The sequence below is a fragment of the Stenotrophomonas sp. FW305-3-2-15-E-LB1 genome (assembly GCF_058787375.1).
In genome coordinates this window covers 17,923-30,452 of sequence record NZ_JBYSZR010000007.1, presented here as the reverse complement: position 1 = coordinate 30,452, position 12,530 = coordinate 17,923, and the positions used below count along the sequence as shown (strand labels likewise).

Sequence of the window (12,530 nt, the reverse complement as noted above, 5' to 3'; positions counted from 1 at the left end):
CGTTACCAGAGCGAAGCCACCCAGAGCAGGGCAGCCATGCCCAGTCCGGCCAGCAGGGTCAGCAGCGATACCCAGGCCGGCGTCGCCAGCCCGGACAGCGAACGGTCCGGCTGCTGGCGGTAATCGCGGCGGAGCAGCCAGGCCAGGGCATCGGGCTTGAGGAAGGCGCCATTGCCGAAGCGCGCGGCGAGCGCCGGATGGCGGTCGCGCACGTGCACCAGGGTCAATGGCCAGAAGATCACGAAGGCACTGAACCCGGCCACTGCGACGCCGACGAAACAAAGGGCGAAGAACAGGGTCATGGGGCAGTACCTCCGTGGTCGTAGGGGGCTTAGAAGTCCGCGCTGCCCGGGGCGCGCGGGTAGGGGATCGCATCGCGGATGTTGGACAGGCCGCAGACGTAGACCACCAGGCGCTCGAAGCCCAGGCCGAAGCCGGCGTGCGGCACCGAACCGTAGCGGCGGAAATCGCGGTACCAGCTGTAATGCTCGCGATCCAGGCCGAACTGGGCCATGCGCGCATCCAGCACGTCCAGGCGCTCTTCGCGCTGGCTGCCACCGATGATCTCGCCGATGCCCGGAGCCAGCACGTCCATCGCGGCGACGGTCTTGCCGTCGTCGTTCAGGCGCATGTAGAAGGCCTTGATGTGCTCGGGGTAGTTGGTCACCACCACCGGGCGACCGACGTGTTCTTCGGTCAGCCAGCGCTCGTGCTCGGTCTGCAGGTCCAGGCCCCATTCGACCGGGAAGTCGAACTTCTTGCCCGACTTCTGCAGCAGGCTGACCGCATCGGTGTAGTCGATGCGCTCGAACGGTGCGTTGATGAAGTCTTCCAGCTTGGTGATCGCGTTCTTGTCCACGCGCTCGGCGATGAAGGCCAGGTCGTCGCCGCGCTCGTTCAGCACGGCACGGAACAGGTACTTCAGGAACTCTTCGGCCAGGCGCGCGTCTTCGGCCAGGTCGGCGAAGGCGATTTCCGGCTCGATCATCCAGAACTCCGCCAGGTGGCGGGTGGTGTGGCTGTTTTCGGCGCGGAAGGTCGGGCCGAAGGTGTAGACCTTGCTCAGCGCCAGGCAGTAGGCCTCGACGTTCAGCTGGCCGGACACGGTCAGGAAGGTTTCCTTGCCGAAGAAATCGCGGCTGAAATCGATCGCGCCCTTCTCGTCGCGCGGCAGGTTCACCATGTCCAGGGTGGACACGCGGAACATCTGGCCGGCGCCTTCGGCGTCGGACGTGGTGATGATCGGGGTGCTGATCCAGTTGAAGCCGTTCTCGTGGAAGAAACGGTGCACGGCCTGGGCCAGGCAGTTGCGGATGCGGGTGACCGCGCCGAACAGGTTGGTGCGCGGGCGCAGGTGCGCCACTTCACGCAGGAACTCCGGCGACATCGGCTTGGGCTGGATCGGGTAGGTAAGCGGGTCTTCGACCCAGCCGACCACCTCCAGCGCGCTGGCCTGGATCTCGAACGACTGGCCCTTGCCCTGCGACTTCACCAGGGTGCCGGTGGCGATGACCGAGCAGCCGCTGGTCAGGCGCTTGATCTCGTCGAAATTGGCCAGGGTGTCGTTGGCCACGACCTGGATCGGCGCGAAGCAGGAACCGTCGCTCACATTGACGAAGGCCAGATTCGCTGAACCGCGCACCGTGCGCACCCATCCGCGTACCGTGACTTCGCCGCCTTCCGGGATCTTCCCGGCAAGCGCATGTTCAACGCTGACCACCGTCATGACTTGAATCCTCTGCTGATCGACTCGATCTGTGAACACGGGAGTTTACCGGTTGCAGCGTTCTGCTTGCGAGGCATTTCTGCGCCCCTTGGCTCCTTATAATGTCCCCGTACCCTTGGAGTAAGCCTCATGGCCGTCAGCCTGACCCCCATCGCCTTCGAGCGCGTGCAGCGCTTCGTCGCCCAGACCCCCGGCGCCCTGGGCCTGCGCTTCGGCGTGACCAAGACCGGCTGCTCCGGCTGGGGCCACGTGACCGACCTGGCTCGTGACGAGCGTGACGGCGACACCGTGTTCGACCAGGACGGCGTGAAGATCTATGTCGACGCCAAGAGCCTGGCCCTGGTGGACGGCACCGTGATCGACTTCGGCAAGCACGGCCTGAGTGAGACCTTCACGTTCAGCAACCCGAACGCCACCGCCGAGTGCGGCTGCGGCGAAAGCTTCACCACCGACGCCGACAAGGCCTGAGCCTCGCCCGGCGCTACCGGAGCCTGCTTGGGTAGATGCCGACCTTGGTCGGCAGGGAAGGAATCCACGGATGGAACGACCGGTCTTCACCTATCACCCGAACGCCTACGCACTGTCCTTCGAGGATATCGACGGTGTCTGCGACTGCTGCGGCGAGCCGCGGACGCTGCGCTACCGGGGGCCGTTCTACACACGCCTGCGCCCGGATTATCTGTGCCCGTGGTGCATCGCCGATGGCAGGGCCGCGGCCCGTTACGGCGGCGAGTTCACTGGCTGGAGCGATATCGAGGGGGTGTCGCCGGACCCGGCCGACCCGCCGCCGACCATTGCCCGCCCGCTGCTGCTGGAAATCTGCGAGCGCACTCCCGGTTATGCCTCCTGGCAGCAGTCGGTCTGGCTCAGCCACTGTGAACGGCCCTGCGCCTTCCTCGGCTATGCCGGCAGCGAAGACCTCCAGCCCATCCTCGACGAGGTCCGGCCGGACGTGGCCGAGGTCAACCCGCGCGACGCCGACTGGGTGCTGGAGCATCTGAGCCGGGATGGCGGGATGGTCGGGTGCCTGTTCCAGTGTCTGGAATGTGGCCAGCACCGCCTTCATGTCGATCTGGGGTAGCCCGGGGCGGGTTCAGGTTGCCTGGCCCCGGCCGGTTGCCCGGCACCCCCATCTGCGCCATAATGCGCGGCTTCCTGCCTTCCTGGCGGGAACCCTTGCCCCACCGCGGTAACCACGGCGGGGGGCTGTCCGGCCGCAAGGCCACATCCGAAAGGTAGAAAAACATGAGTCGTCATTACGAAATCGTGTTCATGGTCCACCCGGACCAGAGCGAGCAGGTCCCGGCCATGATCGAGCGCTACAAGTCGCTGGTCGAGAACGGCAACGGCACCATCCACCGTCTGGAAGACTGGGGCCGCCGCCAGCTGGCGTACCCGATCCAGAACCTGGTGAAGGCGCACTACGTGCTGCTGAACATCGAAGCCGACCAGGCCGTTCTGAACGAACTGACCGAAAGCTTCCGCTTCAACGACGCCGTGCTGCGCAACCTGGTCATCAAGCGTGACGAGGCTGACACCGAGCAGTCGCTGATCATGAAGAGCAAGGACGAGAAGGGTGACAAGCCCGAGCGTGGTGAGCGTCGTCGTCGTGATGACGAAGAAGGCGAAACCACCCCCGCCGCTGACAACGATGCCGGCGACGACGCCGCTTCGGCCGCCTAAGGAGCACTGACATGTCCAAGTTCTTCCGTCGCCGCAAGTTCTGCAAGTTCACCGCTGAAGGTGTCAAGGAGATCGATTACAAGGATCTCAACACCCTGCGCCAGTACCTGACCGAGAACGGCAAGATCGTGCCGAGCCGCGTCACCGGTACCAAGTCGAAGTACCAGCGCCAGCTGGCGACCGCCGTCAAGCGTGCTCGCTTCCTGGCCCTGATCCCGTACACCGACAACCACGACGTCTGATGCCCGGCGGGGCGGCCCGGTGCCGCCCCCGCTGTGCCAGCTATTCGGACAGCCTTTGTTGCGGGGCATTGCCTCGCTAACGAATAACTTATCTGGAGCAATACCATGCAGCTGATCCTCCTGCAGAAAGTCACCAACCTCGGCAACCTGGGCGACCTGGTCGACGTGAAGCCGGGCTACGGCCGTAACTTCCTCGTGCCGCAGGGCAAGGCCGTTCCGGCCACCGAGAGCAACAAGGCCGAGTTCGAAGCCAAGCGCGCCGAATACGAAGCCAAGGCCCAGGCCATCCACGCCGACGCTGACGCCCGCAAGGCCAAGCTGGAAGGCGCGAGCGTGACCATCGCCGCCAACGCTTCGACCGAAGGCAAGCTGTACGGCTCGGTCGGCGCCCGCGAAATCGCTGATGCCTTCACCGCTGCCGGCTTCGAGCTGAACAAGAGCGAAGTCATCCTGGGCGAAGGCGCCTTCCGCAACATCGGTGAGTACGACGTCCTGGTGCACCTGCACGCCGACGTCGAAACCACCGTCAAGGTTGTGGTTGAAGCCGAAAAGGCCTGATCCCAAGCCGCAAGGCCTGGTGTCACCAGAACGGGCGCCCGCAAGGGTGCCCGTTTTGTTTTTTTGGGCCCTGTCCGCGCGGCCGGGCCCGGGTAATGTTCCACGCCCCTCGTAGAACACAGCCACATCGGTATACTCAGGGCGTCACACCCGTTCCACGGCCAGCGATCCCAGCAGGATCAATGACTTGGAGGGTAAGCAGGCCGCTCGCCGGCCCCAGTCCGGAACCTCTATGCGTCTTTCCACGATCAAGCTGTCCGGCTTCAAGTCGTTCGTCGATCCGACCACCCTGCACCTGCCGACCAACATGACCGGCGTGGTGGGGCCCAATGGCTGCGGCAAGTCGAACATCATCGACGCCGTGCGCTGGGTCATGGGCGAAAGTTCGGCCAGCCGCCTGCGCGGCGACTCGCTGACCGACGTGATCTTCTCCGGTTCCAACGCCCGCAAGCCGGTCTCGCAGGCCACCGTCGAGCTGATCTTCGACAACTCGGACCACACGATTTCCGGCGAGTACGCCTCGTTCAACGAAATCTCGGTCAAGCGTACCGTCAGCCGCGACGGCAGCAGCAACTATTATCTCAACGGCACCAAGTGCCGCCGCCGCGACATCACCGATCTGTTCCTGGGCACCGGCCTGGGGCCGCGCAGCTACTCGATCATCGAGCAGGGCATGATCAGCCAGATCATCGAGGCGCGGCCGGAAGACCTGCGCGTGTACCTGGAAGAGGCCGCGGGCATCTCCAAGTACAAGGAGCGCCGCAAGGAAACCGAAACCCGCATCCGCCATACCCGCGAGAACCTCGACCGCCTGGGCGACCTGCGCGACGAGATCAGCAAGCAGCTCGAACACCTCAAGCGCCAGGCCCGGCAGGCCGAGCAGTACCAGGCGCTGCAGGAAGAGCGCCGGGTCAAGGATGCCGAGTGGAAGGCCTTGGAGTTCCGCGGCCTTGATGGCCGCCTGTCCAAGCTGCGCGAAGGCCTCTCGCAGGAAGAAACCAAGCTGCAGCAGCTGATCGCCGACCAGCGCGAAGCCGAGGCCCGCATCGAGACCTCGCGCGTGCGCCGCGAAGAGGCTGCCGACGCGCTCAATACCGCGCAGGCCGCCGTCTACCAGGTGGGCAGCACCCTGGCCCGCGTCGAGCAGCAGATCCAGCACCAGCGCGAACTGTCGCAGCGCCTGCACAAGGCGCGCGATGAAACCCGGCAGGCATTGTCCGAGCTGGGCCAGCACATCAGCGGCGACGAAGCCAAGTTGATGGTGCTGCGCGAGGCGGTCGACGATGCCACCCCGCAGCTGGAAGCGCTGCAGGAAGAAAACGAGATCAAGCAGGAAAGCCTGCGCGAGGCCGAAGACCGCCTGGCCAGCTGGCAGCAGCGCTGGGAGCAGCACACCTCGCAGAGTTCGGAAGCTTCGCGCGCCGGCGATGTCGAGCGTACCCGCGTGGACTACCTGGACAAGCAGATCCTCGATGCCGACCGCCGCCGCGAAGCGCTGGCCGCCGAGCGCGCCGGGCTGGACGTGGATGCGCTGGAGGAGGCCTTCGAACAGCTGCACCTGCAGCACGAAACGCAGAAGACCGCGCTGGACGAACTCGGCGAGGACGTCGAGCAGCGCAAGCAGGGCGTGGCCGCCGTGCAGGAACAGCAGCGCACGGGCCAGAACGAACTGGCCGAGCTGCGCAAGCAGGCCAATGGCCTGCGTGGCCGTCTGGCCTCGCTGGAAACCCTGCAGCAGGCCGCACTCGGCCAGGAGCAGGGTGCCGCCGTGGCTTGGCTGAAGGCGCAGGGGCTGGATTCGGCCGCGCGCGTGGGCGAGCGCCTGGACGTCGACGCGGGCTGGGAAAATGCCGTGGAAAGCGCGCTCGGCCAGTTGATCGAAGGCGTGCTGGTGGATGATCCGGCGCGCCTGGTCGATGCACTGGGCGAGCTGGGCGACGGCCGCATCGCGCTGGTGGCCGACGATGCCGGTGAGTTGAAGGTGGCGCCGACGTCGCTGGCGGCGCGCGTACGCGGCCCGGTCGCGATCCGCCGCCTGCTGGCGCACCTGCACGGTGCCCGCGATCTGGCCGAAGCGAAGACGCTGCAGGCCGGCCTGCCCGAGGGCGATTCCATCATCACCCAGGGCGGCGAGCGCCTGGGCCAGGGCTGGCTGCGCGTGTCGCGCTCCGGTGCGGCCGAGCAGGGCGCGCTGCTGCGCGAACGCGAGATCAACGAACTGCGCGAGCAGATCGAGCAGCTGCAGGACCGCGAGGCCGAACTGGAAGAACGGCTTGCTGGTTTCCGTGACCAGCTGCTGGCAGCGGAGCAGCAGCGCGAGGACGCGCAGCGCTCGCTGTACCAGGCCCATCGTGCGGTGTCCGAGCTGGCCGGCCAGCTGCAGGGCCAGCAGGGCAAGGTGGAAGCAGCGCGCACGCGCATCGATCGCATCGAAGGCGAGCTGGTGCAGTTGCTTGAAACACTGGACATCAATCGCGAACAGGCGCGCGAGGCGCGCTCGCGGCTGGAAAACGCCGTCAGCAGCATGGGCGACCTGGAGTCGACACGGCAGGGCCTGGAAGGCGAGCGCCGCCAGCTGACCGATGCACGCGACCTGGCCCGCGAAGCGGCGCGTTCCGTGCGCGAGCGCTCGCATGCCCTGGCCCTGACCCTGGAATCGCAGCGTGCCCAGGTGGCATCGCTGAGCCAGGCGCTGGAGCGCATGAGCACGCAGCGCGGCCAGCTGGATTCGCGCCTGGGCGAACTGCATTCGCAGCTGGACGAAGGCGATTCGCCGGTCGAATCACTGCAGTCCGAACACCAGAACGCGCTGGAAGAGCGTGTGCGCGCCGACCGTGTGCTGACCGAAGCGCGCACGCTGCTCGATGGCATCGATGCCGAGCTGCGCAATTACGAACAGACCCGCCACCAGCGTGACGAGCAGGCACTGGCCCAGCGTGAGCGCATTTCGCAGCGCAAGCTGGACCAGCAGGCCTTGGTGCTCAGCGCCGAGACCCTGCAGGGCGCGGTGGAAAAGGCCGGTTTCGTGCTGCAGGACGTGCTCAACGCGCTGCCCGATGATGCCCGCCTGGGCGACTGGGAGCAGGCGGTGCACCAGATCGATGGCCGCATGCGCCGGCTGGAGCCGGTCAACCTGGCCGCCATCCACGAGTACGGTGAGGCCTCGCAGCGTTCGGACTATCTGGACGCGCAGCACACCGACCTGACCACTGCGCTGGAAACCCTGGAAGACGCCATCCGCAAGATCGACCGCGAAACCCGCGGGCGCTTCAAGGACACCTTCGACCGGGTCAACGCCGGCGTGCAGGCGCTGTACCCGCGCCTGTTCGGCGGCGGCCATGCCTACCTTGAACTGACCGGTGAAGACCTGCTCGACACCGGCGTGACCATCATGGCGCGCCCGCCGGGCAAGCGCGTGTCCAGCATTTCGCTGCTGTCCGGCGGCGAGAAAGCGATGACCGCGGTGGCCCTGGTGTTCGCCATCTTCCAGCTCAACCCCGCGCCGTTCTGCCTGCTGGACGAGGTGGATGCGCCGCTGGACGAGGCCAACGTCGGCCGCCTGGCCAACATGGTCAAGGAGATGAGCGAGAAGGTGCAGTTCCTGTTCGTCAGCCACAACAAGGCAACGATGGAGGCGGCCCACCAGCTTTCGGGCGTCACCATGCGCGAGCCGGGCGTCAGCCGCCTGGTCAGCGTGGACCTGGAAGAAGCCGCGCGATTGGCGGGCGCGGCATGACGTGCCATTCTAGTTACCTGAATGAACTAGCCGGAGTACCTACCGAATGACCGACACGGCACTGTTGCGCATCGGCATCCTGGCCGCCGGCCTGCTGCTGGTTGCTGCGATCTTCCTGTTTGGCCGTCCGAAGAAGAAGCCGCAGGGACGTCGCGTGGAGAGCGCGGAACCGACGGCCGGCGAGCGCCACGAGCCGGTGCTGGGCGAAGACGGCGTGGCCCTGGCCGAGACCCGCAGCGAGCCGGGCCTGGGCGATGAAGCCCAGCAGGCCGAGCTTGGCCTGGCCGATACCGATGCCGGCAGCAGCGATCTGGGCAAGCGCGCGACCCAGGACTTCGACAAGATCGTGTCGTTGTTCGTGGCCGCCCGCGCCGGTGAGCAGCTGCGTGGCGAGGACATCGTGGTGGCGGCCGAGAAGACCGGCCTGGTGTTCGGCCACATGAACGTGTTCCACCGCCTGGTGGAAGGCCATCCCGAGCGCGGCCCGATCTTCTCGATGGCCAGCATCATGAAGCCGGGCAGCTTTGACATGGCCAACATCCGCGCCATGGAAACCCCGGCAATCGCCTTCTTCCTCACCTTGCCGGCCCCGCTGACCGCGCTGGATGCCTGGGAAAAGATGCTGCCGACCGTGCAGCGCATGGCCGAGCTGCTCGATGGCGTGGTGCTGGATGACAGCCGCAACGCCCTGGGCCGCCAGCGCATCGCCCACATCCGCGACGAGCTGCGTGCCTACGACCGCCAGCACCAGGCCCCGCCGCTGACCAAGACCCCGCGCTGGTAAGCGCGTTTTTTCCGGTGTGCCGACCAACGGTCGGCACCCACCCGGGTAGATCCACGCCATGCGTGGATGGGTTACGCCGGCACGCCAGTGACTTTCGCGAATGCGCGGCGGAACGCGGCCATTTCCTCTTCGGTGCCCACGGTCACCCGCACGCGTTGCGGCCAGATCGGCCAGCTGCGGCCGATCACCACGCCGTCGTCGGCCATCGCCTTGGCGAACGCGTTGCCGTCGCGCTGCACGTCCACCACGAAGCAGTTTGCTTCCGACGGCACGCAGCTGAAGCCGCGCTTGCCCAACCAGGCGATGGTGGCTTGCCGGGCCTTGGCATTCTGCAGTCGCCGCTGCGCGATCAACCCGGGATCCTGCAGGCTGGCCAGCGCGGCCGCCAGCGCCGGCACCGGCAGCGGGTTCTCGCCCAGGCTGGCCAGTTCGCGCAGCCGGTCGGGATGGGCCGCCGCCACGCCCAGGCGCAGGCCGGCCATGCCGTAGAGCTTGGAGAACGTACGCAGCACGATCAGGTCATCGCGCTGGGCCACCTGTTCGATCAGGCTTGGCTGATCGCTGTACTGCAGGTAGGCCTCGTCCACCAGTACGCGGGTGCTGGTCGGCTTGTTGGCCAGCAGCCAGGCCAGTTCGGCCGGCGGGCTGATCGAGCCGGTGGGGTTGTTCGGATTGCACACATACACCAGCCCCGTCGGCTGCGCATGCGCCGCAGCCACCATCGCGCGCAGGTCGTGCGCACCATCGGCGCGCAGCGGCACCTTCTGCACATGAGCGCCACGCGCAGCGGCCATGTCACCGAGCGTTTCGAAGGTGGGGTCGGCTACCACCAGCGCGGCCTGCGGGCCGGTCCACAGCGTGGCGGCGCGGTTCAACGGCTCGCTGGAACCCGGGTAGAGGCGCACATGATCGGCCGGGATGCCGGCCTGGGCGACGAAGGCATCGCGCACCTGCCCCGCCAGGGCGAACTGATACCGGCCGCTGCCGGCGATGCTGTCGCGTGCCGCCTGCTGGGCGGCGGGCGAGGGGCCATACGGGCACTCGTTGAAGTTGAGCAGGACCGGGCCGGCGGCAGCGGGTGCCGCGGCAGGCTGGGCCTGGCCGAGGCGGGGCAGGCTGCTGCCGGCGGCGACAAGGCCGACCCCGGCCAGTTGCAGGAAGTGGCGGCGGGAAGCGGGCAGGGACACGGGCAGGATTCCGGAGGGCAACCGCAGCACGCTAACGCTGGTTGGGGGCGGGCGGCAACCCGGCGGTTCGGCGCGGGCATGACGGGGCCTGGCGCCCGGGCGCGGTAGAATTCACGGCCATCCCAGAAACACCGGATCCCGATGAGCCCCAGCCCCGCCGAACGCGCCGAAGACCTCCGCCGGCAGATCGCCCAGGCCAACCGCGCCTACCACGAGCTGGACGCGCCGGAGATCCCCGACGTCGACTACGACCGGCTCGTACGCGAGCTGGAGGCGCTGGAGCGCGAGCACCCGGAACTGGCCGTGGCCGACAGCCCCACCCAGCAGGTGGGTGCGCGCCCGTCCGGCCGCTTCGCCGAGGTGCGCCATGCGGTGCCGATGCTGTCGCTGTCCAACGCCTTCAGCGATGAGGAAGTGGCCGATTTCGTGCGCCGCATCGACGAGCGCCTCGGCCGCCGCAGCCTGCAGTTCTCGGCCGAACCGAAGATGGACGGGCTGGCGATCAGCCTGCGCTACGAAGACGGCGCGTTCGTGCTGGGCGCGACCCGTGGCGATGGCAGTACCGGCGAGGACGTGACCGCCAACCTGCGTGAGATCAACGATATTCCCAAGCGCCTGCAGGGCCAGGACTGGCCCGACGTGCTGGAAGTGCGCGGCGAGGTCTACATGGCCCGTGCCGATTTCGAGGCCTACAACGACCGCGCGCGCCTGCACGGCGGCAAGGTGCTGGCCAACCCGCGCAATGCCGCGGCCGGTTCGCTGCGCCAGCTGGATGCGAAGATGAGTGCGCAGCGCAGGCTGAGCTTCTTTGCCTACGGCACCGGCGACGTGCAGGGCGGTGAACTGCCCGACACCCATTCGGGCACGCTGGCGCAGCTGGGGGCCTGGGGCTTCCCGGTGAGCGAGCTGTGCAAGGTGGTGGACGGCACTGACGGCCTGCTCGGTTACTACCGTGACATCGGCGAGCGCCGCGACGGCCTGCCGTTCGATATCGACGGCGTGGTCTACAAGCTCGACGATCGCGCCGGCCAGCAGGCCATGGGCTTCGTCTCGCGCGCGCCGCGCTGGGCCATCGCGCACAAGTTCCCGGCGCAGGAACAGAGCACCACGGTCGAGGCGATCGAGATCCAGATCGGCCGCACCGGTGCCGCAACACCGGTCGCGCGCCTGGCGCCGGTGGCAGTGGCCGGCGTGATCGTCTCCAACGCCACGCTGCACAACGCCGACCAGATCGCACGCCTGGACGTGCGCGTGGGCGACAGCGTGATCGTGCGCCGCGCCGGTGATGTCATTCCCGAAGTGGTCAGCGTCATCCTCGACCGCCGCCCGCAGGGCACCACGCCGTGGCAGATGCCGACCCGTTGCCCGGTGTGCGGATCTGAAATCGTGCGCGAAGAAGGCGCTGCCGCGTGGCGCTGCTCGGGTGAACTGAGCTGCCCGGCGCAGCGCAAGGAAGCCATCGCGCACTTCGCTTCGCGCCGCGCGATGGACATCGACGGCCTCGGTGACAAGTACATCGAAACCCTGGTCGACGCCGGCATCGTCAAGCGCGTGGCCGACCTGTACCAGCTGACCCGCGACCAGCTGCTGCACCTGAAGCTGGTGCTCGATGCCGAGGATCCCTCGGCGCTGGCCAACAGCCTCAAGCCGCACCTGCCGGCCGAAGGCAGCGGCGATGTGCTCAATGCCGTGCTCAAGCTGGACGGCCAGGACCCGGCATGGCGCGCGCAGGCGCTGGTGCAGCCGGTGGTGTTCGAATGGAACACGAAGAAGATCGCGACCAAGTGGGCCGACAACCTGATCGCCGCCATCGATGCCAGCCGCGAGGCCAGCCTGGAACGGCTGCTGTTCGCGCTGGGCATCGAACACGTGGGCGAGAGCACGGCCAAGGCGCTGGCGCTGTGGTTTGGTGATCTGGCGCTGATCCGCCGCCTGCCGTGGCCGCTGTTCAAGCGCGTGCCGGATATCGGTGGCGAAGTGGCGCGCTCGCTGGGGCATTTCTTCGAGCAGGAAGGCAACCAGCAGGCCATCGACGCGCTGCTGCAGGTCGGCCAGGTCCGCATCCGCGATGGCCACCCGCCGAGCGCCAAGCTGCGCGAGGGCCTGGACCTGGCCCAGCTGCTGGTGGAGGCCGAGATTCCCGGCATCACCCGCCTGCGTGCGGAAAAGCTGGTCGCCGTGCTGCCCAGCGCACAGGCGGTGCTGGACGCCGAGCATGGCCAGTTCGTCAACGCCGGCCTGCCCGATGACACCGCGCGTGGCGTGGCCCAGTGGCTGGACACCGATGGCCATGGCGCGATGCTGCTGGCGGCGGAGACCGAGATGCAGCACATCCTGGCCAAGGCGCCGGCGCTGGCGGAGGTCGTCGCTGGTCCGCTGGATGGGCAGACCGTGGTGCTCACCGGCACGCTGGCCCAGCTCACCCGCGATGTCGCCAAGGATCGCCTGGAAGCGCTGGGGGCCAAGGTCTCCGGCAGTGTCTCCAAGAAGACCAGTTTCCTGGTGGCGGGCACCGAGGCCGGCTCCAAGCTGGACAAGGCGCAGTCGCTGGGGGTGCCGGTGTGGGATGAAGACCGCCTGCTGGCCTATCTGGCCGAACACGAGTAATGACCCC

Annotated in this window: 11 protein-coding genes; 8 read left to right on the top strand and 3 right to left on the bottom strand. The window is 67.5% G+C overall.

The features are described from left to right. Positions 1-2 precede the first annotated feature (2 nt). Both AC3WL7_RS07235 and asnS read right to left on the bottom strand, forming a co-directional pair. Positions 3-302, bottom strand: a complete 300-nt coding sequence (locus tag AC3WL7_RS07235; RefSeq protein WP_079222390.1) for a hypothetical protein — start codon at positions 300-302, stop codon at positions 3-5. A gap of 29 nt (positions 303-331) precedes the next feature. Next, on the bottom strand, positions 332-1,726 hold the full coding sequence (gene asnS / locus AC3WL7_RS07230) for an asparagine--tRNA ligase (protein WP_079222389.1): 1,395 nt from the start codon (positions 1,724-1,726) through the stop codon (positions 332-334). Between the two features lie 129 nt (positions 1,727-1,855). On the opposite strand from asnS, the gene AC3WL7_RS07225 reads away from it, so the two are divergent. From AC3WL7_RS07225 to zipA, 7 genes are all read left to right on the top strand, one after another. Next, entirely contained in the window at positions 1,856-2,194 is a 339-nt protein-coding gene (locus tag AC3WL7_RS07225; RefSeq protein ID WP_079222388.1) for a HesB/IscA family protein, read from the top strand. A 70-nt stretch (positions 2,195-2,264) separates the two neighbouring features. Next, positions 2,265-2,807, top strand: a complete 543-nt coding sequence (locus AC3WL7_RS07220) for a CbrC family protein (protein ID WP_492749825.1) — start codon at positions 2,265-2,267, stop codon at positions 2,805-2,807. A 164-nt stretch (positions 2,808-2,971) separates the two neighbouring features. Next, positions 2,972-3,409 (top strand): 30S ribosomal protein S6, encoded by a 438-nt coding sequence (gene rpsF / locus AC3WL7_RS07215; protein ID WP_006376493.1) that lies wholly within the window; start codon positions 2,972-2,974, stop codon positions 3,407-3,409. A gap of 11 nt (positions 3,410-3,420) precedes the next feature. Next, positions 3,421-3,651: a 30S ribosomal protein S18 gene (gene rpsR, locus AC3WL7_RS07210; protein ID WP_002804494.1), complete on the top strand. Its 231-nt coding sequence runs from the start codon at positions 3,421-3,423 to the stop codon at positions 3,649-3,651. Positions 3,652-3,756: 105 nt separating this feature from the next. After that, positions 3,757-4,209 (top strand): 50S ribosomal protein L9, encoded by a 453-nt coding sequence (gene rplI / locus AC3WL7_RS07205; protein WP_079222386.1) that lies wholly within the window; start codon positions 3,757-3,759, stop codon positions 4,207-4,209. 232 nt (positions 4,210-4,441) lie between these two features. Continuing rightward, positions 4,442-7,945 (top strand): chromosome segregation protein SMC, encoded by a 3,504-nt coding sequence (gene smc / locus AC3WL7_RS07200; protein ID WP_492749823.1) that lies wholly within the window; start codon positions 4,442-4,444, stop codon positions 7,943-7,945. Positions 7,946-7,991: 46 nt separating this feature from the next. Then, entirely contained in the window at positions 7,992-8,729 is a 738-nt protein-coding gene (zipA, locus tag AC3WL7_RS07195) for a cell division protein ZipA (RefSeq protein WP_492749822.1), read from the top strand. 71 nt (positions 8,730-8,800) lie between these two features. Here zipA and AC3WL7_RS07190 read toward each other — a convergent pair whose 3' ends face one another. Next, positions 8,801-9,916, bottom strand: coding sequence for a pyridoxal phosphate-dependent aminotransferase (locus AC3WL7_RS07190; RefSeq protein ID WP_492749821.1), 1,116 nt, complete (start codon positions 9,914-9,916; stop codon positions 8,801-8,803). A gap of 135 nt (positions 9,917-10,051) precedes the next feature. On the opposite strand from AC3WL7_RS07190, the gene ligA reads away from it, so the two are divergent. Beyond that, complete coding sequence (gene ligA / locus AC3WL7_RS07185; protein WP_492749914.1) at positions 10,052-12,523, top strand: NAD-dependent DNA ligase LigA; 2,472 nt, start codon at positions 10,052-10,054, stop codon at positions 12,521-12,523. The last annotated feature ends 7 nt before the right edge of the window (positions 12,524-12,530 follow it).

Excerpts from the sequence above, each read along its gene's own strand:
- smc (WP_492749823.1), top strand. The coding sequence starts at position 4,442 with ATGCGTCTTTCCACGATCAAGCTGTCCGGCTTCAAGTCGTTCGTCGAT.
- rpsF (WP_006376493.1), top strand. The coding sequence starts at position 2,972 with ATGAGTCGTCATTACGAAATCGTGTTCATGGTCCACCCGGACCAGAGC.
- AC3WL7_RS07225 (WP_079222388.1), top strand. The coding sequence starts at position 1,856 with ATGGCCGTCAGCCTGACCCCCATCGCCTTCGAGCGCGTGCAGCGCTTC.
- AC3WL7_RS07220 (WP_492749825.1), top strand. The coding sequence starts at position 2,265 with ATGGAACGACCGGTCTTCACCTATCACCCGAACGCCTACGCACTGTCC.
- AC3WL7_RS07235 (WP_079222390.1), bottom strand. The coding sequence starts at position 302 with ATGACCCTGTTCTTCGCCCTTTGTTTCGTCGGCGTCGCAGTGGCCGGG.
- zipA (WP_492749822.1), top strand. The coding sequence starts at position 7,992 with ATGACCGACACGGCACTGTTGCGCATCGGCATCCTGGCCGCCGGCCTG.
- asnS (WP_079222389.1), bottom strand. The coding sequence starts at position 1,726 with ATGACGGTGGTCAGCGTTGAACATGCGCTTGCCGGGAAGATCCCGGAA.
- rplI (WP_079222386.1), top strand. The coding sequence starts at position 3,757 with ATGCAGCTGATCCTCCTGCAGAAAGTCACCAACCTCGGCAACCTGGGC.
- rpsR (WP_002804494.1), top strand. The coding sequence starts at position 3,421 with ATGTCCAAGTTCTTCCGTCGCCGCAAGTTCTGCAAGTTCACCGCTGAA.